This is a genomic window from Paenibacillus sp. FSL P4-0127, assembly GCF_038007325.1.
Classification (GTDB): domain Bacteria; phylum Bacillota; class Bacilli; order Paenibacillales; family Paenibacillaceae; genus Fontibacillus; species Fontibacillus macerans.
This window is the reverse complement of the sequence record NZ_JBBOWY010000001.1, coordinates 1,373,920-1,396,154: the sequence shown is the minus strand read 5'-3', so window position 1 is coordinate 1,396,154 and position 22,235 is coordinate 1,373,920. Positions and strand designations below refer to the sequence as shown.

The following is a 22,235-nucleotide window of genomic DNA, read 5'->3' as shown; positions in this document are numbered from 1 at the left end:
GCGCTTTTTTTCGCTAGAGCCCGGCTAAATTAATAAGCCAGGGCGTCCAGAGCTTTAATGTGCGACAAATAGCGGATGTTGCTCGCTTCTTTCATCATCGTGGCCGGCAGACCGCGCAGCTCGGTGTTGTTGGCGCCGATCGTCGCTACGGCGTCCTTGCGGCCAAGGCTGGCCAGCGTACCGGAGTTGACCGGTTCGAACCCTTCCATCTTTTTGCCGCGCAAGAAAGCGAACAGGTTGTAGCCGGTCAGCTCGCCCATTTGCCAGGCGATTTGCGCCGTCGGCGGATACGGGCGGCCGTCAGGTCCCATAAATACCGCGCTGTCGCCGACCACAAACACGTCCGGATGGGAAACGGACTGCAAGAATTGGTTGACCGAAGCGCGTCCGCGGTTCACTTCCAGGCCGGACTCGCCCACGAGCGGATTGCCTTGCACGCCGCCTGTCCAGACGAAAGTGTTGGCCACGATTTTTTGGCCGTCCTTCAAATCGATTACATTGCCCGCGACATTCGTCACCGGCAACCCGGTCAAAAATTTCACGCCGCGTTTCTCCAGGCTCGCCGTCGCGCGTTCGATCAAAGAATCCGGCAACACCGGCAAAATCTTCGGCCCCGCTTCCACGAGCAGCAGCTTGATCGCTTCGCGGTCCACGCCGTATTTCTTCGTCAGCTTCGGCAGCTGGTCGGCGATTTCCCCAACCAGCTCGACGCCGGTCAAACCGCCGCCGCCGATCAGGATCGTGGCGTCCGCTTCATTGCCGGACTTGGCATACTCGCTGATCCGCTCCTCGATATGCTTGTAAATTGCGTTGGCGTCATCGGCCGATTTCAGCACCATGCTGTGCTCCTCCAGACCCGGGATGCCGAAGTAGGCCGTTTTGCTGCCAAGCCCGACCACCAGCGCGTCATAAGTCAGGGTCGAACCGTCGGAAAGCTTAATTTCTTTATTATCCACCGAAAAGCTCTTGACCGTGGCGATACGCAGATCGATGTCTTTTCCTTTAAACAGCTTATCCAGCGGCAGCGCCACCGCCCGTTCGGAAATGCTGCCGGCAGCCAAACGATGCAGCTCCGTAATGATCTGATGCGTCGGGTATTGGTTAACGACCGTCACCTGCGCTTCCGATCTGTCCATATATTTGCGAACGGTCAAAGCGCTAAGCACACCGCCGTAACCGGCACCTAAAATTACAATTTCTTTTGCCATGGTTATTATCCTCCGTTATTTTTGTTGACTGTCGCGTGCGCCAGAGACTTGAAGATAAGCATTCACAAAGCGAAACAGCTTTTGCGCCTGCGGATCCTTAAGCATTCTAAGCAGACCGAACAAGCCGATTACCTCCTGGCTCTCTTCAGCCCGATCTCTGGCTTCGATGACGTTGGCGGCTACTTTCTTCACCGTGCCCACCACCGGTCCGGCCACCTCCGCGAAACCGCCAACCATGTCGTTTTTCAGCACTTCGTCCGTCGACAATGATTTGAAAAAATCATACGATTTGGTCAGCGCGCCGACCATTTCCGTTAATTTAGGAAGCTGCTCTACCAGCACGCTCAAGGATTCCTGAACTTCCGGCTTCAACAGCTGCTCCAGAAGTTCACGCTCCTGCTGCCCGGCAGACAAGGCGCCGCCTTGCTCCGTCTTCGTTTCGGCAATTGTTTCTGACATTTCCGATTCTCCTTTGCAATAGATCTTGAGTGACTTACTTGTTCCTTAGTGTTCCAACCTTCTCTTTCTCCAACCATTTTTGGTTAGTGAAAAAAGGCACATCTCAACCTGCAACAATCCCAATAAATTGTACCACATTTTCTACAAAAAAGGACCATGAAAGTGATTATTTTCACGGTCCTTAATTATTAAAAATTTTTCGGTTCGCTTAACCAGGGGATATATAACCCAGCGCCTGGGGCGAAAGCTCCGTCAGGAACTCGTAAAACAGCTTTTCCGTCGGCGCCATTTCGCGCCCCGCCGGAACGATGACCCCGACATCCCGGGTGACCTGCGGTTCATTGATCGGCACCGTCACAATCGTCGGCGGAATCTGCTCGCTTAAGGCGATTTCCGGCAGCAGCGTCAGGCCAAGGCCCGCGGAAACCAGCCCTTTGATGGCATCCAGATCGTCCCCTTCAAAAGCGACCTTGGGCTGAAACCCCAAATTGGCGCAAGCCCTCACCACGATATCGCGCAGAATGAAACCTTTGGGGAACAAGACAAACACGTCGTTTTTCAAATCGCTGAGTTTCAAAGAGGGCTGGTCGGCCATTGGGTGTCCGGCGGGAAGGAGCGCCACGAATTTTTCCCGGAACAAAATCTCGCCGTTGATTTGCGGTTCCTGCTGCGGCACCGGCCCCATCACCGCCAGGTTGATCTCCCCTTCGACGACCCAGTCCATCAATTCTTTGTACGAGCCGTGCTGCAGTTGAAAATGGACATACGGGTACTTTTTGCGGAAAGCCGAAACGACCGCCGGAACCATCCGCGCCGCCAAGCTGCTGGGGAAGCCGATCCGCACGGTCCCCCGCTCGGGATCCAAATATTCTTCGATCTCCTGACGGGCATGGTCGATGACTTTCATCAGCTGCTCCATCTGGTTTAAAAACTGCCGTCCGATCGGCGTCAGCTTGACCTTGCGCCCTTCATGAATAAACAAGTCCACGCCCAGCTCCGCTTCCAGCTTGAAAATTTGCCGGCTTACCGCCGATTGCGAAACGTGCAGAGCGTAGGATGCCTCAGTCACATGCTCAAGTTTAGCCACTTCGATGAAATATTGGATTTGCCTCAGTTCCATGCCACACCCTCCCTATTCCAGACGCCTCAGAAAAACCGGATTCCCCTGTTTCGTGAAAAAGCCTTCTTCTAAGCCGTCAGCAGCCTTTGGCGCACTTGCCCGCAGCAAGCGATGCTCTACCGCCGGCAGGCCATTTAAATGGCTCCACCATTAAATCATTAAATCATTAAACTATTAAACCATTAGATTATTAACCCATTAAATCCCTTACATTCCGTGTAAATATATTAATCTCCATTATATAAGGGAAGCGACCGAAACGGAAGCATAGACTTCAGGAAAAAGCGCTGGAAACATAAGAAAATACCTGCATAATTTGCAGGCACTAGGACCAGGCTGCCGGAAAACGCCAGCGGAATGCGGCGGGGTGCCGCGAATGCTGCGAACTTCAACGGAATGTTGCGGGACGCGGCGAACTTCAGCGGGATTATACGGAATGCTGCGGAACTTCGGTTGGATTCCAGCCAAATCCAGCGAGTTTCAGCGGAATGCGGTTGAATGCGGCGAAATTTCGGTGACTTTAGCGAAACTCAACAAACTCCGGCGGACTCTAGCGAACTCGGTGAACTCCAACAGAAACCATAAGAGCAAAAAATGACGTTATTCCGGCGATATCGATCAATTTGAAAAAAATAAAGGCAATTTATGCACTAGCGTTGCATAAAACCTAACGCGAATAATCAAATATTAGTTAAATATGGGTAATTATGATCATTTTTCATGGAAAAAGCATAAAAAATCTCCTATTGTAAAGAGGTAGGTACGTTGTCCATAACTCTCTACAAAAGGAGACCAACCATGGATAACGTTAAAGCTAAAACGGTCATTCGTCAACTGATTTCCTTACTGCCCATCGATGTGCATCAACGTTTACTCTTCGACCATTACACCAAGAAACTTACCACGATGAAAGCGATCATGCTCTTCATCAATGCTCAGTTGAAACAATGGTCATCTTACGGTGAAATGGAAATTGCACTTCGTGCTGAGCCGAAACTTCAGCAGCTTCTACAGTTGGAGAGTATCAGCGGCTCGCAATTATCCCGAAAACTCGATCAGATCCCAACGGAGCTGTTGGAGTGGATGTTTCAGCATCTGGCATCACAAACACAGCAACGTGCTTGCCACCAGGGCCAGAGCGGGAAATTGCACATCATTGATTCTTCCAGCATTCGACTGCCGCTTCAACTTGGAAGTTGGGCCAAGATGTCAAATAAGAGTAGCGGCGTCAAGATGCATCTGCGCCTCGTTGTTACAGCTCCCGACAAGCTATTTCCTGATGCCATGATCCCCAGTTCGCTCAATGTAGGGGATCGTGCGGGGGCCGTTGAACTGGTCGTCCCCTCGGATGCGATTTATGTGATGGATCGCGGTTATGATGATTATGCCCGGATGGATCAATGGGTCCAGGACAACATCCAGTTTGTGATCCGTATGCGAGATCGCGCGCTTGCCACCGTCATTGAGGAGTATCCTGTTCCGGAAGGCTCGAACATCACGCGGGACGCCAAGGTTTGCGTGGGCAGTTCCTTCCGATCCATGGAACATTCCGTTCGTTTGGTGGAGTTTTATGACGAGCAGGAACGGACTTATCGTATTTTTACATCGGTATGGGATAAGACCGCTGAAGAAATCGCGCAGATCTACAAAAATCGCTGGCTCATCGAGTTGTATTTTAAATGGCTGAAGCAACATTTGCGATTGAAGAAGCTGCACAGTCATAAACCACAGGCTATTTGGAACCAGTTATTCTTGGCTTTAATTACTGCCTTGCTCGTGGAGCACATCCGGCACAGCACCCAAACGGCAAAAACAAACTGGCAAGTGCTCCGGATTCTCCGCGAGTATTTGTACCGTTCATGGCGATCCTTTCGAACCGAACTGGATCGGAAACCCAGTCGAAGTAGTCCGGGGAGACGTCCGGGGTCAGGTCCCAAAGCGTTATCGGTGCGCACAATGGTTGGGATAATTAAGCCAAGCAAATTCAAGTAATAATATCCATTATATACATTTAATGGGACATCGCGACCTACGCATTAGGTAACCTTGGCTTTTTGGTCTTAAGCTTAAAAAATGACTGTAAAAAAATCCATTTATAGTTTCAATAATCCAAATGTGGGTTTTGCTGAAAATTGATGTTAGTGTTCTTGCAACGCTAGTGCAATTTATGCCGCTATTTTCTCGAATCGTGAAGAAATATCCCCGTTTCGGGCCATTCATAAGAAAATAAGGACAAAAAATGCCGCTAATGGGATGGACATGCCGGAGAGCAGAGAATAAGAGCAAAAAGTGACGTTATTTGAAGGCCGACGGTCCTCGTCATTCCGGAAGCCGGCTGCTGTCAAACATACTTCCCAAGCCGAGCTGTTTTAGCTAGCTCAAAACTAAAAACGGCGCTTGACGATCAGAAAGACGCGGCCTCTCGGGTGAGCCGTCATTCTTACGGTTGCCAGCGCCGTTATTTCGGCATAATGTGACCAAAACAAAATTTAACGGTTGCCATAAAGCTAATTTTTGCTTTTTTCCGCGGATTCGAGCCTTTTTCACCCAAGTAAGCGCCGTTGCAACCGTTAGAAATTGAAACCCCCGCTTTTCAGCTAAATAACGGCTATCACAACCGTTAGCGAAAGACCCAAGCCCCCGGATGCCGAACCCGCTAACTCCAATAACGAATGAATCGAATGAAGTGGTAAGCAGCCGGTCTTGCCATTGCTACATCCGGTTTGATGCTGCCGCCGGAGTCCCTCGACATACAGCCTATAACCGCTGCCAAGCCGTTAATCCGGCCGGTCCAAGCGGTATAGATTGCGGTAGCGCGGTTCGGACTTCATCAGTTCGGCGTGGGTGCCCCGCATCAGGATGCGGCCATGCTCCATAAAAATAATCTCGTCCATCTTCTCCGCGCCGACCAGATGGTGCGTCACCCAGATGAGCGTTTTGCCCTGCGTCGTGCGGAAGATCGTCGCCAGCAGCTCACGCTCCGTGCGCGGATCGAGCCCTACGGTCGGCTCATCGAGGATGAGCACGGGCGTGTCCTGCAGCAAGATCCGCGCCAGCGCCACGCGCTGCCGTTCGCCGCCGGAGAAACGCTGGCCCGTTTCGCGCATCGGCGTGTTCAGGCCCTCCGGCAGCGCCGAGATCAGCGGGCCCAGCTGCGCAGCTTGCGCGGCCCGGCGGATCTCCTCGTCCGCAGCCTCCGGCCGGGCGAGCCTGATGTTGTTCGCCACCGTCGTGTCGAACAGATGCGGGCTCTGATTCAGAACGGACACGTACTCCGGCATCCGTTCGCCTAAGGCCGCGGCGGGGACGCCGTTAAACGTCACCGTTCCATCGCTTGGGGCAAGCGCCCCCTGGATCAGCTTCAGCAGCGTCGACTTGCCCGCGCCGCTGCGGCCGATCACGGCAACCCGCTTGCCCTGCGGGATGTCCAGCGACACACCGTCCACGGAAATGGCGCCGCCCGCCGCATACGCGAAGCGCACGCCCTGCAGCCGAATGTGGACGGCTTGAGCAGCCTCCGGGGCCATGCCGCGGAATCCCCCGCTCCCGCCGGCAACGCCCGCTCCGCCAGCGGCCTGCCGCTGCTCACCGCCGGAGTGCTCGATCCGCTCCAGCCGCGCCAACGACACGCCGTACTGCGGGATACGCTCCACCGCGTCCGAGACGGGCAAAAACGCGTCCGCCAGCGGAAACACGATCAGCACAAACGCGGCGATCAGCGTGGCGTCGATCTGTCCGGCCGCGGCCTGCCCGCCGGCCCAGTACACCATCGAGACGACGGCGAGGCCAACGACCATTTGTCCGATCAGGCTCCGCCAGCGCGCCCATGCCCGCAGCTTGCGGTCTTTGCGGGCCACGGCCGCCTCATCCCGCTCGTACGAGGCCAGGAATTCGTCCGCCCGGCCGCTGATCACCCAATCGCCGATGCCCATGACGGCGTCGGTCAAGGTGCGGTACAGCCCGCCACGCTCGCGTTTGACCTCTTCGTTGGTCCGCCGGGTCAGCCGCAGCGTCACATAGGGCAACACCGCCACCAAAACAAAAATGTACCCCGCCAGCAGCAAAGCGAACGTCACATCGAAAAATCCCATCGCAATTACGGCCGCGGCATACAAAATCAAAGCGACCAGACCCGGAAACACGGTACGGATATATACGTTCTGCAGCTGTTCGATATCATCGGCCAGCGCCCCGAGAATGTCCCCCGTCCGGTAGCGGGAGCGGATAAAAAGCGCCTGGGGTTCCAAAATCCGGTACAGGCGCACCCGCATCCGGGCCAAAATCCGCAGCACCGTGTCATGCCCGACCAGCCGCTCGACATAGTGGATGACCGCCCGGCCGATCCCAAATGTGCGCACGCCGACGATCGGCACGTACACCAGCAAAATATTGTAAGGCTGCAGCGCCGACTTCGAGATCAGAAAACCGGAAGTAAACATCAGCATGCCGGCGGAGAGCAGCGTAAGCACGCCGAGGAGCAAATAAAGGGCAAACCGTCCGCTGTACAAGCGAAAATAAGGGCCAATCCAAGACTCCCGCTTCATCCGATCTCCTCCCGCTGCGCCGCAACCATGCGGTAATAAGCGCCCCGTTTCTTCATCAGCTCGTCATGCGTTCCCAATTCCGCCACCCGGCCCTGCTCCATCACGATAATGCGGTCCATCTCCCGCATCCAATGCAGGCGGTGGGTGGCCAGCAATACGAGCTTGCCTTCAAACAAAGGCAGCATCGTATTCTTCAATTCGTATTCCGTCTCGATGTCCAAATGGGCCGTCGGCTCGTCGAGCAAAATGATCGGCCGTTTGCTGACTAAAGCCCGGGCCAGCGCCACCCGCTGCTCCTGGCCGCCGCTCAGCGTCCGCCCGCCGCCGCCGATCGGCTCGTCCAGCCCGCCGGGCAAGCTGCGCGCCAATTCCCCGAGCCCGGCCGCCACCGCCGCCCGCTCCACGTCCCCGCGCGAAGCCCCGGGCGCATGGAAGCTTATATTATCGGCCAGGCTGCCGCTGAAAATATACGGACGCTGCGGAATATAAGTGATTTGCTCCCGCCAGCCCGCGGCCGTCAAGTCGCCCAGCGCGCTGCCGTTCAGCTCAAAGCCGCCGGACGTCGGCCGCAAAAAACCGCCGATCACGTCGATCAGCGTCGACTTTCCGGCTCCGCTTTCGCCGATGATGCCGATTTTGCCCATGCCGCGAAGCGACAGCCCGACGTCCTCCAGCGAGGCCTTGGCCTCCCGCTCATGAATCACGCCCACGCCATGCAAGGCCAGCGTACTGTCCGCCGTCCACGCCCAGGCCACGCCTTCCGGCACCGGCGCCGCCTTGGACGCCTCCTCCTCCGCCGCCGTGATGATCGCCTGCATCGCTTCCCCGGCTTCTTTCCCGTCCAGGGTGGCGTGGAAATCCGCCCCGACCATCCGCACCGGCAAGAAATACTCCGGCGCCAAAATCAGCACGGTCAGCGCGGGCAGCAACAGCATTTCCCCGTCCACCAGCCGCAGCCCGAGGCTGACCGCCACCGAAGCGACCGACAGCATCGTAAAGAAGTCGAGCGCAAACGAAGACAAAAAGGCGACCCGCAGCGTGCGCATCGTCGCCGAGCGATAGGAATCGCTCACCCGGGCGATCGATTGCTGATGCGATTTGCTGCGCCCGAGGAATTTCAGCGTCTCCAGACCGCGCAGCGAATCGACGAAATGGTTCGCCAACACGCGGTAAGATTTGAGCTGCCGCTCCGTTTGCTTCCGCGCCGCCAGCCCGAGCAAAATCATAAACGCGATCAAAATCGGCATCGTGATCGTCAGGATAACCCCGGAAGCTAGATCCAGCTTATAAACGTAAGCCAAAATCAGCACCGGCGTAAGCCCGGTCGCCAGCATCCGCGGCAGAAACAGCTCCAGGTAATTGCGGAATTTGGCCACGCCCTCCAGCACCAAGGTCACCAGGTTCCCTGTGCCTTCGGTTCCAGTAAACCGCGGACCCAGCTGAAACAGCTTCTCCAGCACCTGCTTCCGCAGGTCCCGCGCCGTCTCTTCCGCAAAACGGTAGGCCGTCTTCTGCATCGTCAGCGCGCAAATTTGCCGCACCATAAAAGCAAGCAGGAACAAACCGGCCCCGCCGGCTTGTTCCTGCAGCTTGGCGCCGGCAAACAGGGCGGAGACGATCTCCGCCAGCCATTTAGCCTGCCCGATGATTGCGATGCTCTGAAGCAGGGTCAGCAGGGCCATGATCGCCATGACCGGCCGCACCCCTTGAAATTTCATCAAACCGCGTCCCATTAATATTCCAAATGCTCCTTCTCGTGTACGCGTTTATGGAAAACGAAATAACTCCAAATTTGGTACCCCAGCACAAACGGCAGCAGGGTTAAAGACACGATCGTCATGACCTTCAGCGAATACGGCCCGGAAGACGCGTTCTGGATCGTCAGGGAAAACGTCTCGCTGATCGAGCTAACCATGACGCGCGGGAACAACCCGATAAACACCGCCGCGATCGATAAGGCGATCATCGTTCCGGTCATGCCGAACGCCCAGCCGTCTTTTTGCTTGGAGATAAACCATCCCCCCAACACAAAGGCGATAACGCCGAGCAACCCTACCAGCCCTAGCACCAAGCCGCGGACTTGGAACACGTCCGTCTGGAAGTAGGTCAACACGCCAAACAGTACGAACAATACGGCGAGCGGAATCAGCATTTTATGCGCCAGCTTGCGGGCCCGCTCCCGCAAGCTGCCCGTCGTGCGCAGCGAGGCGAACAGCAGGCCGTGCACAAGGCACAGCACCACGACCGTAATGCCGCCGACCAGCGTGTAGACGTTCACCATATCGAACAGGCCGGCCTTCATTTCCATGTCCCCGTCGATCGGCAGGCCTTTCATCAGACCGGCGAACACCACGCCGAGCAGGAACGGCGGCAGCAGGCTGCCGAGAAAAATCGCGGCGTCCCAGGTCGACTTCCATTTCTCGCTGCCGACCTTGCCGCGGAATTCAAAGGCGACCCCGCGGGCGATCAGCGCCAGCAGCAGCACGACGAGCGGGGTGTAATATCCGCTGAACATCGTGGCGTACCAGTTCGGAAACGCGGCGAACATGGCCCCGCCCGCCGTCAGCAGCCATACCTCGTTGGCATCCCAGAACGGTCCGATCGAGTTGATCAGCACGCGACGCTCCATATCATTTTTTGCCAAAAACCGGGTGCTCATTCCGATGCCGAAATCAAAACCTTCCAAAAAAAAGAAACCGATGAACAATACCGCGACAAGGATAAACCACAGCTCATTAAGAGACAGCATGATAACCCTCCTTACCAAATGGATCCGTCGAATGGTCGGCACCGGCGCCGTCCTCATTCGGCCCTTTCTTGATAACTTTAACGAACAGGTAGGCCATCACCGCTCCAAGCACCGCGTAAATCAGCGTGAACGCGATCAGGGAGAACAAAATTTGCCCGCCGGTGACGCTCGGCGATACGCTGTCCTTCGTCTGCATCAGGCCGAATACCGTCCACGGCTGACGGCCGATTTCCGTCATGATCCAGCCGGACGTATTGGCGATAAACGGCAGCGAGATCGACCACAGCATCGCGCGGTAGAACCATTTGTTCGGACGGTCCAGCTTTTTGCGCCAAGCGAGATACGTCCCGTAAAGTCCAAGCAGGATCATCAGACAGCCGGCGGCGATCATGATCCGGAAGCTCCAGAAGGTCGTCCGCACCGGCGGAATATAATCTCCAGGCCCATATGATTGTTCATATTCGGCCTGAAGCTCGTGCATTCCTTTTACTTCGCCGGAAAATTTACTGTAAGACAGGAAGCTGAGCAGGTAAGGGATTTTGATTTCAAAGTCGTTTTTCCCGTTGCCCGAATCGATGTGCGCGTACAGCGTCCAAGGCGCCGGGTCGCCGGATTTGCCCCACAGGCCTTCGGACGCGGCCATTTTCATCGGCTGCGTTTTGACCAGATACTGCGCTTGTTGATGGCCGAACAGCGCCGTGGCGAACGAAGCGATTAAAGCAACGATGATGCCGATCGTAAACGATTTTTTGAAAAAGGACGTATCCTGGCGTTTCAGCAGCTTATACGCGCTGACCCCGGCGATCATAAACGCTCCTGTGGCAAACGCGCCAAGCACGGTATGCGGGAATTCCACCCACAGCTGGCCGTTGCCGATCAGCGCAAAGAAGTCGTTCATTTCCGCACGGCCGTTATTGATTTCAAACCCGACCGGGCGCTGCATGAACGAGTTGGCCGCCAAAATCCAGAACGCCGATACCGTCGTCCCCAGAGCCACCAGCCAAATACACAGCAGATGCACCTTCTTGGACAGGCGATCCCAGCCGAAGATCCACAGTCCGATAAAGGTCGATTCCATAAAGAAGGCGAACAGCGCTTCCACCGCGAGCGGCGCGCCAAACACATCCCCTACGAACCGCGAGTAATCGGACCAGTTCATTCCGAACTGGAATTCCTGAAGAATCCCCGTTACGACCCCGACCGCAAAGTTGATCAGGAACAGTTTTCCCCAGAATTTGGCCATCCGTTTGTACTCTTCTTTTCCCTTGACGACGTACATCGTCTCCATGATCGCGATCAGGACGACTAGGCCGATGGACAGAGGCACAAAGAAGAAATGGAAAATCGTCGTGACCGCAAACTGAAGCCGTGCAAGCAGAATCGGATCCAACATTTCATTCCCCTACTTTCGAATAATTATTATCTAATGTGAATTCTAGCACTCATTGATGAAAACGAACGCCGAAAAAATAATAATTTTGTGACAGAAATCACATGATGTATGTCACAAAGGCGAAAGTGGAGCCGAAAACCCGCGCCATTACTGGACTTTTTAAATGCCACAAAAAGTTTGACATTATTGTGAATGAGATCACTTCCTATCGTCCAGCAGATGCCGGACCGTCAATATCGGATGCCGCAACAGCATTTTCGGTCCGGCGTAAACCATGATTTTGCGGATTTTGTCCCGCTGTTTGGGCGCATAGCAGTGGACCGGACACGCCCGGCAGGTCGTTTTGTCTTCGCCGAACCGGCAGCGGGCGAGCCGCTCCAACGCGTATCGGTGCAGCTCCGCGCATTCCGGGCACAGGCCGGGTTCGCTTCCGGCGGCGGCTTCGTCCCGGCCGGTCCGTTCCCGGCGGCTATGCCGGCGCCGGCAATAAAGGGAAATCATCAGGGCCACTGTCGCCTTCTCGCGGCGGATCCGCGGCCCTTCTTTTTCCGATTGCATCCTTCCAACCTTCAATACTCCGCCCTCCCTTTTGCGAGCGTTCCGGGAGCAAACACTTTTCGCCACCCCAGCCAAATCGCGATGATCAGCAATAACGCATAGACGATAACGCCAAACGGAACCGTGGTCGCCGCCCAATGCAGTAGTCCCATGCCGCCAAGCAGGAACATAAGCGGCAGTAACTTCAATCCTTCGCTTTGCTGCGTGGCCTCAAACGGTTCCGAGAAGGGAAGCCCTTTGCGCAAATAGGCGAAGCACAGAATGGCGAACAATTGCAGCGCCAGGCCGGTGACGACCAGGTCGGGAATGATATGCGCCCCGAACAACAGGACGAAAATCAGGCTTTCCAGCACGAACAAAGGCAGCAGCAGCCGAACCAGACAAGCGAGCAGCGCCCCCTTGTATACCGGCCCCTCCTCCCGGATCGGCAGCACCCGGTAAATCCAGGCGGCCTTGTGTTTGCCGGAATAGCGCAGCATCATAATGACGGTAGGCAGCATCAAGCCGCAGAAATAAATAAACAAATATTTGCGGGTTCCGGCCAGCCCCTGAAGTCCGTTTCCGAAGCCGTCGGTAAACAGAAAAATAAACGGGAATATAATCGAAAACCCCAGCGTCGGGTACACTTTTAGCTTAAACTCCCGCTCATTCCCCAGCATCGACCAGGCGAACCGGAAAAATACTCTCTCCTGCGGGTCCCGGCACAGCCACTCGGCCAGCCGCTTCAATGCGGTTCCGGTCCGCTGTCCGCGCCGCCGTCCCGGCTCCGCCAGCTTCTGCAAATTCCTTTCCAGGGCAGGCGCCAACTTCAGATACAGAGCGAAAGCGGCCAGCGGCACGAGCAGAGACAACAGGGCGAGGGCCGTGTACGGCCTTCCGTTCCCCGGATGCAGCACCGTCTCGAACGCCGCTCCGAACCAAATCGGCGGGATGAAATACTGCCACCATCTTGGCTGGAACACGACGTTTAAGTCGGCAAAATCGAAAAGCCGGACCACCAGCTGATACCCGACCGTGATGCCGATCGTTAACCCGATCTGCACATAGTTGATGATGTCCTTCAGCTTTTCGCCGTCAAAGAAGCGCAGCACTCCCAAATACAGCAAGGCGGTAATAACCACGATGAGCAGATCCATCAGCACCAGCCCCAACAGCAGCAACACCGTAAACCCGGCCCCGTGCTTAAGCAGCCCGACAGCCAGCGGCACCGCCGCAATCGCGCCGGTCAGAAAAAACAGGTAGAAGAAAATGTGCAGCGCCTTGGCCATGGCGATCGTCCGGCGGTTCACCGGCCTGACCGCCAGGATGCTCCGGTCCCGGATATCCAGCAGCACCGCGGAAAAATCGGAGATCATCGAGGTCATGACTATAAACATCATAATGCCAAACAACATGCTTACCTGAAACAGGTAGTTGTCCCCGGCCGCCACAATGATGCCACCCAGCGCGCCAAAAATAAAGTAAAGCCACAAGGAACCAAAAAACTGGTTTCTCTCCTTTTCCTTCCCGAAGCGGTCTTTCCCCCGATCCGCCTCCTTTCGGGATTTTCCGACAATGGTGGGCACCCGCCGGGCATCCATCGTCAGCTTCACCTGCAGGATGCGGCGCATAACGGGATAGTCTACCCCCATTTGCTCGAACAGCCCGCGGAACCGGTCCAGCACCTTCAGCGACTTCATCTCGTTCATAACTACACCTCTTGCACAATCGCCACAAACTGTTCGGCGATGCTTTGATGCTCGTTAAATCCGGTCAACTGGTTAAACACCTGTTCCAGGGAGCCCTCTTTAAATTGGCCTTTAAGCTGCTCGAAGCTGCCGTCGGCGACCACGATTCCCCGGTCCAGAAGGATGATCCGATCGCTGATTTTTTCCACCACGTCCATAATGTGCGAAGAATAAAAAATCGTTTTCCCCTGCGCGGCCAGCAAAGCGAGAATTTCCTTCACCACCATGACGCTGTTGGCGTCAAGCCCGCTGAGCGGCTCGTCCAGGAACAAAATGTCCGGGTTATGCAGCAGGCTGGAAATAAGCAGCACCTTCTGCTTCATCCCTTTGGAAAACGTGGCGATACGGACGTCGTAAACATCCTTAAGACCGAAACGTTCCGCAAGCCGGCGCGCTTTGCTCTCCGCATCATCCGCAGGCAAGCCGTAAAGCTCGCCGATAAACGTCAAATATTCCCGCGCCGTCAGCGTATCGTAAATTTCCGCCACTTCCGGCACATAACCGATGCGTTTTTTGTACTCCACGCTTTCATCCTGCGGGCTGGCGCCCAAAATCCGGACCTCGCCGGAATACCCTTCGATCAGTCCCAGCATGATTTTGACCGTCGTGCTTTTGCCCGCCCCGTTTGGACCGATGTAGCCGATGATTTGCCCCGGATACACGTCCAAATCAATTCCGTTTAATACAAATTTGTCTCCAAATCTCATACGCAAATCCCGCAGCGTGATGACAGGTTCATTGTTGCCGACCATTTTCTCCATCCCTTCTCAAGGTTAATCCGTCTAGAGTCTTACAGTCTTACAGTCTTAGAGTCTTAGAGTCCTACCTTCTTTCCTTCCACGTTTTGTACAATCCCACTAAACAAGCCACTGCTCCAAGCAAGCTAAGGAATTTATCATAGCCCTCATCGTTCCATGTTTTTAATGTAGCAGTTATTGTCACTAGAAGCAGTATCAGATAAAAAAGATATCTCCACTTATAATCATACCTCATCTTGAACCACCTCACGGCCCACCAAAATAGTGAATTTTATTGCAAACTTAATAATATTATAGTTTTACACAAAATCCATATATTGAAATAAATTTATACTTTTTTCAAAATAAAATTCTCCGTTATGGATAATGAAAACAAATAAATTATCCTTATTTGCAAATTAAATTTTAATCGTGATATACTTTTACTGGAAATTAATCGCATCCGGGCTCCGAAGGAGGTGGTTATGCATTAACCGGAATGAAGTCCAAACGCTCAAAAAAGGACTGGATATCTTCCATTTGCTGATCGATTCGCCCGGCCTCACGGCCCAGGAAATCATCGAAAAGCTGCAGCTTAACCAAAGCACCGCCTACCGCTTGATCAGCACCTTGGAACAAAACCGCTTCATCGCCAAAAACAGCGGCAGCCGGTACGCCGTGTCGGATGTCTTCATCTCCAGGCTGTTTGCAAACTACCCGCAGAAACAAGACTATTTCAGGTGGCGCTCCGTTTCTCATCTCGATCAATTGAGCCGGGAAACCGGGGAGACCGCCTACATCGGGATGCTGCAGGGAACGGAAATGATGATCACGCAAGCCGTGCCCGGCAAATATGCTACACGTACCCATCATGAAGCCGGAGACCGCCTGCCGCTGCATGCCGATGCCATCGGCAAATGCCTGCTGGCCTTTCAGGAGCGGGAGGAACAAAGCCGGATCATCGAGCAGTTGTCTTTGGAAAAACTGACGGAGCATTCGATCACGTCCCGGGAATTGTTCCGGGAGGAGCTGGAGCGAATTCGGCAAAACGGTTATTCGTTGGACAACGAAGAGGGGGAAATCGGCGTACGCTGCATCGGCGCCCCGATCCGCAAAGGAGATCAGGTTATCGCGGCGATCGCGTTATCCGGTCCATCCAACCGGCTGTGCAGGGACAAGGATCCCGTGCATATCCGCATGGTTAAGGATTGCGCCAGAGCGATATCGGAAACACTTTAACAGCAAAGCTATCAAATGGAGAAAGGAAGGATTTACATATGGATTTTGTCACATTAAACAATGGAGTAAAGATGCCGCAGCTCGGGTTTGGCGTATGGCAGGTCAAAGACGAGGAAGCCACTGCGGCGGTAGCCAAAGCGCTGGAAGTCGGATACACTTCCATCGATACGGCGATGATTTACCGCAACGAGGTTGGGGTCGGCAAAGCGATCAAGCAGTCGTCCGTTCCCCGCGAAAATCTGTTTATTACAACCAAGGTGTGGAACGCCGACCAAGGCTACGACAATACGCTGCGCGCTTTTGACGAAAGCCTGGAGCGGCTTGGTCTCGATTACATCGACCTTTATCTGATCCACTGGCCGACGCCTAAATTCGATCAGTACGTGGACACCTATAAAGCGCTGGAAAAACTGTACCGCGACGGCCGCGCCAAAGCGATCGGCGTCTGCAACTTCGAAATCGAGCATCTCGAGCGCCTGCTGAACGAAACGGAAATCAAACCGGTGCTCAACCAGGTGGAGTGCCACCCGCATTTGTCCCAAAATGAGCTGAAGGCGTTTTGCGCGAAGCACGATATTTTCATCGAAGCGTGGAGCCCGTTGGAGCAAGGCGGCGACGTGCTGAAGGACCCGGTTGTCAAGGAAATTGCCGAGGCCCACGGCAAAACAGCGGCCCAAGTCGTGCTGCGCTGGCATCTGCAAAACAACACCATCGTCATCCCCAAATCGGTCACCCCTTCGCGGATTGAGGAGAACTTCAACGTGTTCGATTTCCAGCTGGCGGACAGCGACATGGAGCGGATCAACAAGCTCAACATCAACCGCCGCAAAGGCTCGAATCCGAACGAAATGCACGTGCGTTAAGCATTTAAGAAGAGTTGTCCCATACGAGACAACTCTTCTTTTATTCCTCACTGAGCGTTGCTCATGTTTTTATCAAGCAAAAGTTCTTGGCCCTTTTGTTCTATAGAGGAAAGTGCTTCATCAAGCGTAATACTTCCTTCATACGCTTTTTCAATTTCAGTATCTGCATAAGCATTTAATAACTCATTAAAACGATGTGAGAGCCTTAAATTACTTTGCGGCTGGTACGGATTCATTTTAGGTTTATAAAAAGCATCCAGGTTATGACTGTCACCGGTCATTGCACTTCTTCTTAAAGGCAAGCTGTCCCGGAGCGTTGATTTTAACGTCACCCTGGTAAATTCCTCACTGTTAATATACTTCACCACTTCCCATGCCGCAGATAAATTCGCTGACTGCGAGTTAATAGAAAGCATGTATTGAATCCATATGGAGTCTTCACTAAACAGTTGGTCGTCGTTAGAGGGCAGGCTAACCACGTCCCAGTTTGGCACTTCTTCCGGCTTTAATTCTTCGGCCAGCCTCAAATCATTCATAAAGTAATGCCCTTCTATGGCCATAGCTACTTGATTGGTAATAAAAGGATTCAGCAATAACCTTTCCTGATATGTCATACCTGGCTTAAGCTTGTCTTGATCGGAATTTTGGTAAATAGCATCTTCTTTATAAGTGTCAAAAACGGATTGAAAAATATTTTTCCAACTAGGTGTGTTTAATGTCATCCTTTTATGCTCTAAATCGATATATTTCAGGTCATTGTTTGCCCCAATTTTTAGAGCCAATTGAAAAAGAGACGAATTGGCCGAGTTGAACCGTATTCCATAGGATGATGTACTACTAGGGGAAAATCTCCGGGCAAGCTGCATTAACTCCTCCCATGTCATTGCATCTGTAGGATACGGAACTTGGAACTTATCGAATAAATCTTTATTGTAATAGACTCCCGTGCCATAAAAGTTTGGGGTTAGCGCAAAAAGCTGTCCTGAACCGATAGAACGTATGTAATCGACGATAGCAGGATGCAATTTTTCAATATCGAAGCGATCCTGATTAATGAGTGAGTCCAAATTATATAATTGCCCTAAATTTCCGTATCTCTCTACTTGCTCCGGAAATAAAAATAGCACATCCGGTTGCTGCTCTTTGATTACTTGATCATAAGCAAGCTGAATTTCTTCACCGTCAGCCGAAGGAGCAACGTAAGGGAACGGAATTACAACAAATTCTATATTGGGGTATTTTGCGCTCAATAAGGACCCATAGTTCGTGAAAAAGGCCTCCTCGCTTTCATACAATACCTTAACAACTTCTTTGGTTTCGTTCTTTTGGGATTTAAACAAGTTAATATCAGTACAACCGACACAGAGTATCATGGTTAAAAAAGTGCAGAGTAATACTTTTATATTCATTAGCTCACCGCTTTCTATGGTATTTTACCTATGAAAGTACCGTTCCCTTCTGATAACTGTTAGCTTGTAACAAAAACATTTTGGCATAATATCCATTTTGAGCAAGAAGCTCTTCGTGTTTCCCTTGCTCAACAATTTTCCCTTCTCTCATCACTAAAATTAAATCTGCATTCACACAGCTACTTAAACGATGTGATATTAATATAGTAGTTTTCCCTTTTGACAAGTTTGCAAAATTTTCATAAAGAGAGGCTTCAGCAAATGGGTCCAATGATGCTGCTGGTTCATCTAGTATGATAACTTCGGAGTCTCGAATAAAAGCACGACTTATTGCAATCCTATGCCACTGACCGCCTGAAATTTCAGTTCCCCCATTAAAACTTCTTCCTAATTGAGTATTAAAACCGAAGGGGAGTTGATTAATAAATGTATATGCCCCGCCTTTTTTAGATGCTTCAAGTATTTTATCTTGGTCATGAATATATTTTATATTTCCAAAGGAAATATTTTCACTTACCGTCAACTCATATTTGCCAAAGTCCTGAAACAATGCGCTTACATGATTAAACACTCTATTTATCGGTAATTGCTTCAATTCTTTATTTCCATAGTAAATACTACCATCATATGTGCGATATAGCCCTAACAGACATTTGACAAGTGTGCTTTTTCCGGCCCCATTATCTCCAACAATTGCTACTCTTTCCCCTGGTTTAATGCTAAATGAGAGATGATCAAGTACTACCCGATTATTATCATACGAAAATTGAAGATCTTTTACAACAATACCATTCCCTATGAAATCTTTATCCTCATTAGAAAATGATTTATCAATATTGTTGTACTCTGTTGTTAACTCATCAGACATTTCAAGAAATTGAATTAATTCCTGTATTGCTAATGCGTTGGCATACAATGAAGAAACAGAATATGAAAGAGAAACTAATATACCTTGAACAGATACAAATGCTTGTGTTATAGCAGTATAATCCCCTATTGTTAACTTATTTTTTATTCCAACCCATATAATAAAACCTAAATTTACTGCAATTAGCAGTGTAGTAAATATCTCAGTACCTGTCCTTAAATATGTGCTATAAACCTCAAAAGAAAATTTTTTTCTTGTGTACGTAACATAGAGTCTTCTCCATCTATCGATCAAGTGGTTCTGTAATTGAAACACTCTTATCTCTTTAGCACTGTCTCTATGTTTTAACAAATTTAAAAAATAGTTAATTAGTCTTGTCAAAGGAGTTATTTCTTTATTGAGTTTAAAATTCAGTTTACTTACTTTTATGTTAATAATCAGTGGAAAAATAGCAAAAATCACAACTGATATACTTGTTATCCAATGGATCGTGGAAATAAGTCCAATAATAGTTGTGAGAGTAAGAAGATTTTGGAGTATATTTAATGGACCATTAAACATTTCTACAACCCTTTGACTCTGTCCAGACGATACACGTAATAATTGATCATAGAACTCACTTTTTTCAAAATGAAGAATAGGGATCGTCGAAGTTTTAGTAATTATTTTTTCTTCAGTTGCATACGTAATTTTATTTTGCATTTTAATACTATTTAATCTATCAATTGCAATTAAAATATGACTTAGAACCATGGTTATTGCTTGTAATCCTAAATACTTAATTACTATATCGATAGCAACGTCTCCTTGTAGAACATTACTTATTGAATCAATTAATAATTTTGTTACCAATAAATGTAGGCTTGGAATAATTGCCTGCCCAATTTTCAAAAAAATTGAAAATATAATTTCTAATTTTGCAACATACCAAAAGTATAGTACAAACCGAATGCTTACTCGGGTTATAAACCTTAGTTTGGATATAGTTAACATTCCCTGTATACCCCATTCAGTTGAATAAAATTGTATCGCTGATAAACAAAACGTTTATCAGCGATAATTTATCCCCGCATTAATAAATTTTAGATTATTTTTCCTAACAAGTTCCTGTACTACAAGTTTTGTCTCCTACACTTCTTGAAAAGCGATTTCTTCCGCTAGCAATTTCAGTCCCTCTATCAATTGGGCTTTCACATCCGCAACATGTGTACTGTACCCAATCACAATATTTGTAAGAGGAATCACTTGGGTCCGTGGTGCAGTTTGAATAATACGTACATGTTTTCTTTGTAAGATCCATTATTGTAATCATTTTAAATCCTCCTTATTTTTTGCGGGGATAAGAAGCTTATCTCGCTGTTGGTCTATTATATATAACCAATTTCTAATGTCGAATGTTACATTGAATTATAAAAAATATTAAATTATTATTTTTTTATTATTTTTGTAACAAAACCTCCTTTTTTGGTGTTATATGTTATAAAAATGTTTTTAAGGAGGTATTATATGACTTTAGTTATCTATTTTCGAGTCTTTCTTGCTGTCATTATGATTTCTTCAGGTATTTTAAAATTGTTTTCTTTAAAATCATTTAAGGTAACTGTATCAAAACTAATCCAATCTAGAAAATTAATATCATTCGGAACTTATCTCATTATTCTTTTAGAGTTACTTTGTGGCATTTTATTATTTTTAGATAATTTATCTTCTTACGGTGTCTATATTTCATTTTTATTAATTTCAAGTTATTTATGGGCTGTTTGGAGAGCTACAGCACTGAAATCAAAAATTACATGCAATTGCTTCGGTGACTGGGTTCCAGAAGAACTTGGGAAGTCTACATTGTACAGAATTTTCGCTCTTACTATATTATCTATCGTTCTACTATTTAGTACTGCAAGTTTGAACTTAGTTGATCCATATGAAGTTTTATTATCTGTCCTATTAAGTGTCTCATTTATATGTTTATATGCGGTCTCTAATTCTTTCTTAAAATTCAATAAAATATCAAAATAGGAGGATTGAATAAAAAATGAGTTTCTTACAATTATTCGAAGTTGCTCAATGGTTCATAATTATAATTATGCTTTTTTTTATGACCTATATTTTCAATAAGAGCTACGAAGCTGCTTCAGTAAATTATTCCATGACAGAATCTAATAGCAACAAACACCTTGAAATAGGAAGCTTTTTCCCAAGCCTCAGTCTTTTAACAATAACAAATGAAGTAATTGAACTAAATAATTCGAATCATTTAGGTTCTATCGTTCTTTTTAGTGTACATGGTTGTAATGCTTGTGAGAGACTCTATCCACAAATGGACTCTATAGCAGATAACTTGCCTAACTACCAAGTCATCTCCATAATGATAGCTCCATTAAATAGTGTTATTTACAATAAAAGTAAATATAAATTAAAACTTCCGATTCATCACGTTGAACTTGATGAAATGTACAAATATGGAACAAGTACTTTCCCTTTTTGTTATGTTGTTTCTAACACTGGGGAAATCATAAATAAGGGAATTATTCAAAATAGAGATGATATAGGTGTATTGCTTCAAAACAATATTTCTACTGTTAATATGGATGAAGTTAGTTAAAAAAAAGAGAAGGATCGAGAGGATATTTTTATTAAAAGGAGAAATCCAATGCTTTCAAAAAATGATCTTGAGAATTTCTCACTTTTGAATAATGATCGTCAAAAGAAAGTATTCAAACATTTTTATCGCTCATATTATAATTTTGTAAATTCAACTGTCCGGAATCATTACTCAACAGAAGACATTTTGCAGGAAGCATTTATTAGAATAATAGGGAGAGATTTAACTAAAATTAATGAGAATAAATTAAAACCTTGGTTACTTACTGTAACAAGAAACACAACTTTAAATTATATCAGAAAATATAGAAGAGATAGTTGTTCGGTAAACATTGATGACATAATAAATAAGTTGCATGACTCCAATAACATTGCAGAATATATGAAATTAAAAAGTCTGCTACATGATATAACAGAGCTTCCTTTAAAACTAAGAGAAACTATTTATCTCCGAGTTGTAAAGCAATTAAGCTATAAAGAAATAGCCAATATATTAATGATAACTGAAGGTTCGGTAAAGCAGAATATATATAGAGCTAGAAAAATAATTCAAAATAATTATATTGATACGAAATATTAATTTTCAAAAGGAAGCACTAGGCTATACATAATATTAAATGCTTTTTTAAGGAACATCCAGAAAAATACATCAAGGTTTTGCTTTTTCCAAATTAACGTGGTTACCCAAAGCCAACCTTTCGTGGAACCTGCACACCTTATTGTGCGTAAAAAGATTAAGAAATTTTTTATCCCCGATAAG

General features: G+C 49.1%; 18 protein-coding genes. 6 read left to right on the top strand and 12 right to left on the bottom strand.

The features are described from left to right. Positions 1-29: 29 nt before the first annotated feature. From NYE74_RS06160 to NYE74_RS06150, 3 genes are all read right to left on the bottom strand, one after another. Positions 30-1,208 (bottom strand): NAD(P)/FAD-dependent oxidoreductase, encoded by a 1,179-nt coding sequence (locus NYE74_RS06160; protein ID WP_036619116.1) that lies wholly within the window; start codon positions 1,206-1,208, stop codon positions 30-32. 15 nt (positions 1,209-1,223) lie between these two features. Next, positions 1,224-1,667 carry a DUF1641 domain-containing protein gene (locus tag NYE74_RS06155; protein WP_036619115.1) on the bottom strand — a complete coding sequence of 148 codons (444 nt, stop codon included), beginning with the start codon at positions 1,665-1,667 and terminating at the stop codon, positions 1,224-1,226. A gap of 208 nt (positions 1,668-1,875) precedes the next feature. Then, positions 1,876-2,787, bottom strand: a complete 912-nt coding sequence (locus NYE74_RS06150; RefSeq protein ID WP_341004645.1) for a LysR family transcriptional regulator — start codon at positions 2,785-2,787, stop codon at positions 1,876-1,878. 798 nt (positions 2,788-3,585) lie between these two features. Between NYE74_RS06150 and NYE74_RS06145 the strand changes: the two genes are divergently transcribed. Further along, positions 3,586-4,779 (top strand): IS4 family transposase, encoded by a 1,194-nt coding sequence (locus NYE74_RS06145; protein ID WP_036618208.1) that lies wholly within the window; start codon positions 3,586-3,588, stop codon positions 4,777-4,779. A gap of 785 nt (positions 4,780-5,564) precedes the next feature. Here the strand turns inward: NYE74_RS06145 and cydC are convergent. From cydC to NYE74_RS06110, 7 genes are all read right to left on the bottom strand, one after another. Further along, positions 5,565-7,331, bottom strand: coding sequence for a thiol reductant ABC exporter subunit CydC (gene cydC, locus NYE74_RS06140; RefSeq protein WP_036619113.1), 1,767 nt, complete (start codon positions 7,329-7,331; stop codon positions 5,565-5,567). Then, entirely contained in the window at positions 7,328-9,064 is a 1,737-nt protein-coding gene (gene cydD / locus NYE74_RS06135; RefSeq protein ID WP_316560676.1) for a thiol reductant ABC exporter subunit CydD, read from the bottom strand. The genes cydC and cydD overlap by 4 nt, the downstream gene beginning before the upstream one ends. Continuing rightward, entirely contained in the window at positions 9,064-10,080 is a 1,017-nt protein-coding gene (gene cydB / locus NYE74_RS06130) for a cytochrome d ubiquinol oxidase subunit II (protein ID WP_124332428.1), read from the bottom strand. The genes cydD and cydB overlap by 1 nt, the downstream gene beginning before the upstream one ends. Next, entirely contained in the window at positions 10,067-11,473 is a 1,407-nt protein-coding gene (locus NYE74_RS06125) for a cytochrome ubiquinol oxidase subunit I (protein ID WP_371861009.1), read from the bottom strand. The genes cydB and NYE74_RS06125 overlap by 14 nt, the downstream gene beginning before the upstream one ends. Before the next feature lie 198 nt (positions 11,474-11,671). After that, positions 11,672-12,046 carry a nitrous oxide-stimulated promoter family protein gene (locus NYE74_RS06120; protein WP_316560678.1) on the bottom strand — a complete coding sequence of 125 codons (375 nt, stop codon included), beginning with the start codon at positions 12,044-12,046 and terminating at the stop codon, positions 11,672-11,674. Further along, positions 12,043-13,719, bottom strand: a complete 1,677-nt coding sequence (locus NYE74_RS06115; protein ID WP_155619332.1) for a hypothetical protein — start codon at positions 13,717-13,719, stop codon at positions 12,043-12,045. Before NYE74_RS06115 ends, NYE74_RS06120 begins: the two co-directional genes overlap by 4 nt. A gap of 2 nt (positions 13,720-13,721) precedes the next feature. Beyond that, entirely contained in the window at positions 13,722-14,510 is a 789-nt protein-coding gene (locus NYE74_RS06110) for an ABC transporter ATP-binding protein (protein WP_036619106.1), read from the bottom strand. A gap of 417 nt (positions 14,511-14,927) precedes the next feature. On the opposite strand from NYE74_RS06110, the gene NYE74_RS06105 reads away from it, so the two are divergent. After that, the gene (locus NYE74_RS06105; RefSeq protein WP_155619331.1) at positions 14,928-15,734 is read left to right on the top strand and encodes an IclR family transcriptional regulator; all 807 of its coding nucleotides are present in this window, start codon (positions 14,928-14,930) and stop codon (positions 15,732-15,734) included. Between the two features lie 38 nt (positions 15,735-15,772). Next, the gene (locus NYE74_RS06100) at positions 15,773-16,597 is read left to right on the top strand and encodes an aldo/keto reductase (protein WP_155619330.1); all 825 of its coding nucleotides are present in this window, start codon (positions 15,773-15,775) and stop codon (positions 16,595-16,597) included. A gap of 47 nt (positions 16,598-16,644) precedes the next feature. Here NYE74_RS06100 and NYE74_RS06095 read toward each other — a convergent pair whose 3' ends face one another. Both NYE74_RS06095 and NYE74_RS06090 read right to left on the bottom strand, forming a co-directional pair. Continuing rightward, positions 16,645-18,006 (bottom strand): ABC transporter substrate-binding protein, encoded by a 1,362-nt coding sequence (locus tag NYE74_RS06095; RefSeq protein ID WP_036619102.1) that lies wholly within the window; start codon positions 18,004-18,006, stop codon positions 16,645-16,647. Positions 18,007-18,034: 28 nt separating this feature from the next. Continuing rightward, positions 18,035-19,867: an ABC transporter ATP-binding protein gene (locus NYE74_RS06090; protein ID WP_155619329.1), complete on the bottom strand. Its 1,833-nt coding sequence runs from the start codon at positions 19,865-19,867 to the stop codon at positions 18,035-18,037. A gap of 513 nt (positions 19,868-20,380) precedes the next feature. On the opposite strand from NYE74_RS06090, the gene NYE74_RS06085 reads away from it, so the two are divergent. From NYE74_RS06085 to NYE74_RS06075, 3 genes are read left to right on the top strand one after another with little or no spacing between them, the layout of a single operon-like run. Then, positions 20,381-20,890, top strand: a complete 510-nt coding sequence (locus NYE74_RS06085; RefSeq protein WP_164815256.1) for a MauE/DoxX family redox-associated membrane protein — start codon at positions 20,381-20,383, stop codon at positions 20,888-20,890. A 16-nt stretch (positions 20,891-20,906) separates the two neighbouring features. Next, entirely contained in the window at positions 20,907-21,476 is a 570-nt protein-coding gene (locus NYE74_RS06080; RefSeq protein WP_036619098.1) for a hypothetical protein, read from the top strand. 48 nt (positions 21,477-21,524) lie between these two features. Further along, positions 21,525-22,055, top strand: a complete 531-nt coding sequence (locus NYE74_RS06075) for an RNA polymerase sigma factor (protein ID WP_155619327.1) — start codon at positions 21,525-21,527, stop codon at positions 22,053-22,055. Positions 22,056-22,235 lie beyond the last annotated feature (180 nt).

What these genes read in the sequence shown, in the direction of transcription:
- NYE74_RS06125 (WP_371861009.1), bottom strand. Translation starts at nt 11,473, where the DNA reads ATGTTGGATCCGATTCTGCTTGCACGGCTTCAGTTTGCGGTCACGACG.
- NYE74_RS06100 (WP_155619330.1), top strand. Translation starts at nt 15,773, where the DNA reads ATGGATTTTGTCACATTAAACAATGGAGTAAAGATGCCGCAGCTCGGG.
- NYE74_RS06080 (WP_036619098.1), top strand. Translation starts at nt 20,907, where the DNA reads ATGAGTTTCTTACAATTATTCGAAGTTGCTCAATGGTTCATAATTATA.
- NYE74_RS06095 (WP_036619102.1), bottom strand. Translation starts at nt 18,006, where the DNA reads ATGAATATAAAAGTATTACTCTGCACTTTTTTAACCATGATACTCTGT.
- NYE74_RS06145 (WP_036618208.1), top strand. Translation starts at nt 3,586, where the DNA reads ATGGATAACGTTAAAGCTAAAACGGTCATTCGTCAACTGATTTCCTTA.
- NYE74_RS06160 (WP_036619116.1), bottom strand. Translation starts at nt 1,208, where the DNA reads ATGGCAAAAGAAATTGTAATTTTAGGTGCCGGTTACGGCGGTGTGCTT.
- NYE74_RS06155 (WP_036619115.1), bottom strand. Translation starts at nt 1,667, where the DNA reads ATGTCAGAAACAATTGCCGAAACGAAGACGGAGCAAGGCGGCGCCTTG.
- NYE74_RS06085 (WP_164815256.1), top strand. Translation starts at nt 20,381, where the DNA reads ATGACTTTAGTTATCTATTTTCGAGTCTTTCTTGCTGTCATTATGATT.
- cydD (WP_316560676.1), bottom strand. Translation starts at nt 9,064, where the DNA reads ATGGGACGCGGTTTGATGAAATTTCAAGGGGTGCGGCCGGTCATGGCG.
- NYE74_RS06150 (WP_341004645.1), bottom strand. Translation starts at nt 2,787, where the DNA reads ATGGAACTGAGGCAAATCCAATATTTCATCGAAGTGGCTAAACTTGAG.
- NYE74_RS06075 (WP_155619327.1), top strand. Translation starts at nt 21,525, where the DNA reads ATGCTTTCAAAAAATGATCTTGAGAATTTCTCACTTTTGAATAATGAT.
- NYE74_RS06090 (WP_155619329.1), bottom strand. Translation starts at nt 19,867, where the DNA reads ATGTTAACTATATCCAAACTAAGGTTTATAACCCGAGTAAGCATTCGG.
- NYE74_RS06115 (WP_155619332.1), bottom strand. Translation starts at nt 13,719, where the DNA reads ATGAACGAGATGAAGTCGCTGAAGGTGCTGGACCGGTTCCGCGGGCTG.
- cydB (WP_124332428.1), bottom strand. Translation starts at nt 10,080, where the DNA reads ATGCTGTCTCTTAATGAGCTGTGGTTTATCCTTGTCGCGGTATTGTTC.
- cydC (WP_036619113.1), bottom strand. Translation starts at nt 7,331, where the DNA reads ATGAAGCGGGAGTCTTGGATTGGCCCTTATTTTCGCTTGTACAGCGGA.
- NYE74_RS06110 (WP_036619106.1), bottom strand. Translation starts at nt 14,510, where the DNA reads ATGGTCGGCAACAATGAACCTGTCATCACGCTGCGGGATTTGCGTATG.